The 1996-nt window shown below is 74.4% G+C and carries 3 protein-coding genes; 2 read left to right on the top strand and 1 reads right to left on the bottom strand.

Translation table 11 applies throughout. The annotated features are described in order from the left end of the window. Positions 1-262: 262 nt before the first annotated feature. Entirely contained in the window at positions 263-751 is a 489-nt protein-coding gene (locus ABZ641_RS35080; RefSeq protein ID WP_344627328.1) for a sortase, read from the bottom strand. A gap of 324 nt (positions 752-1075) precedes the next feature. Between ABZ641_RS35080 and ABZ641_RS35075 the strand changes: the two genes are divergently transcribed. Together ABZ641_RS35075 and ABZ641_RS35070 are read left to right on the top strand one after the other, a co-directional pair. After that, on the top strand, positions 1076-1468 hold the full coding sequence (locus tag ABZ641_RS35075; RefSeq protein ID WP_344627329.1) for an AraC family transcriptional regulator: 393 nt from the start codon (positions 1076-1078) through the stop codon (positions 1466-1468). Between the two features lie 78 nt (positions 1469-1546). Then, complete coding sequence (locus ABZ641_RS35070) at positions 1547-1957, top strand: VOC family protein (RefSeq protein ID WP_344627330.1); 411 nt, start codon at positions 1547-1549, stop codon at positions 1955-1957. Positions 1958-1996 lie beyond the last annotated feature (39 nt).

Genomic DNA, 1996 nt, shown 5'->3' with positions numbered 1-1996 from the left:
GTGCGGGGGTGGGGAAGGCCTGGGCGGCCGAGGGCTGGGGCGGGTGCTCGGGGTGCGCTCCCCGGCCCACCAGCAGGAGGCCCACCGTGAGGGCGCAGCCCAGCAGGACGGTCGACGGCGTGGGACGGCGCGCGGTGGCCGGGCTGCCGGGGCCGGTGTCCATGGAGATCACGCCTCCGCTGTCTTCGAAGGGCACTCGGGTGGTCGATTCAGGGGCGCGCGAGGTGCCCCCACGCGCCCCTTTTCACGCAGCCCGGGTGGGTCAGCGCTGACCGAGGCGCAGGCGGCGGCGCGCCTTCACCGCGCCGCCGACCGCGGCACCGGCCACCAGCAGGCCGCCCAGGGCGATCCGGCTGCCGTCGGTGTCCGCCGCGCCGCCGAGTCCGGCGGCGACCGGGCCGCTGGGCCGGCGGGTGATCTCGACGGTGTCGGTCATCTGGATCCGCGGCGGACACTTGACGGTGACCTTGCTGGCGCCGGGCGCGGCGTCCTCGGGCACCTCGAAGGTGCCGACCAGCACGCCCGCGCGGTCGCCCTCGAAGAGGTGGAACTGGCCGCCGACCTCGGACTCGCCCTTGCCGTAGGTGACGTCGGGGCCGCAGGCCGTCGTGCTGACGGTGACGGTAGAGCCGGGGCTCGCGTGCCCGGGGCCGATGCGGATCCCGGAGTCGTCCGCGGCGGCGGTGGGAGCGGTCAGGGCGAGGGCGCCGAGTGCCAGGGCGGAACCGATGGCGACGCGTGCAATCTGCATGGATGTCCTCCGACGGGCACGTGGCCGGGCCGTCTGCCGGGTGCTGTGCCGTGCCCTCTGCCCGAGGAAACCGACGGACCGTCAGTGCGGCAACCCGGCGGTCGGTCGGCGGGGCCGTCCCTGACGGCGCGTCGCACGCCGGGAGCCGGTGTCCGTGCAGGTGGCGAGGGGTGTCCGGGGGAGGGCGGCGGTGGGCGTGCACATGGCGTCCATCGGGGTGACGGGGCATCAGCCCGATCCGTCCGCGCATCGGGGGCGCGGCCGGTGCCGGACGCCGCCCGGCGGGCCTGTCGCCGCAGGCCGGGGACGTGGTGTGATGGCGCTGTGAGCCGCGCCGCCGAAGACACCAACCGCCGCATGCTCCGGGCCCGGGACACGATGGACCGCCGGTACGCGCAGCCGCTGGACGTCCCGGCCCTGGCGCGGATCGCGCACGTCTCCCCGGCGCACTTCGCCCGCACCTTCCGGACGGTGTTCGGCGAGACGCCGCACCGCTACCTGCAGCGCCGCCGGGTCGAGCGGGCGATGTTCCTGCTCAGGGAGACGGACCGCAGCGTGACGGACATCTGCTACGAGGTCGGATTCGGCAGCACGGGGACGTTCAGCCGCACCTTCCGCGACATCGTCGGCCGGTCGCCGAGGGAGTACCGCAGGGCGGCGGTGGCCGCCGACGTGCCGACCTGCTTCACGATGGCGTGGACGCGGCCGCACACGTGATCCGGATCGCCGCGCCCCGCGGCGAGGAGCGCAGTTTCGGATAAGTATTCCGTCCGGTCCGGCCCTAGCGTGGTCCCCATGTTCACCTCCATCACGCACTCGCAGATCTACGTCCTCGACCAGGACGAGGCCCTCGACTTCTACGTCGGCAAGCTCGGCCTGGAGGTCGCGGCCGACGTCGACCTGGGCTTCATGCGCTGGCTGACGGTCAACGTCCCCGGCCACCCGGACCGCCAGATCCTGCTGGAGAAGCCGGGCCCGCCGGCGATGTCCGAGGAGACCGCGCAGCAGGTCCGCGAACTCGTCGCCAAGGGCGCCACGGGCGGCTCGCTGATCTTCAGCACCGACGACTGCCGCAAGACCTACGAGACGCTGCTCGGCCGCGGCGTCGAGTTCACCGAGGAGCCCACCGAGCGGCCGTACGGCATCGACTGCGGTCTGCGCGACCCGTTCGGCAACAGCCTCCGCTTCACCCAGCCCAAGGGCTGAGCCGGCAGGTCGGCGCGGGGGCGCGCCGGGGCACCCGCC

The organism is Kitasatospora sp. NPDC007106 (assembly GCF_040634455.1).
In the GTDB taxonomy this organism is placed as follows: domain Bacteria; phylum Actinomycetota; class Actinomycetes; order Streptomycetales; family Streptomycetaceae; genus Kitasatospora; species Kitasatospora arboriphila.
Note: the sequence above shows the minus strand (reverse complement) of the source record. Positions and strands in the feature narration are given on the sequence as shown.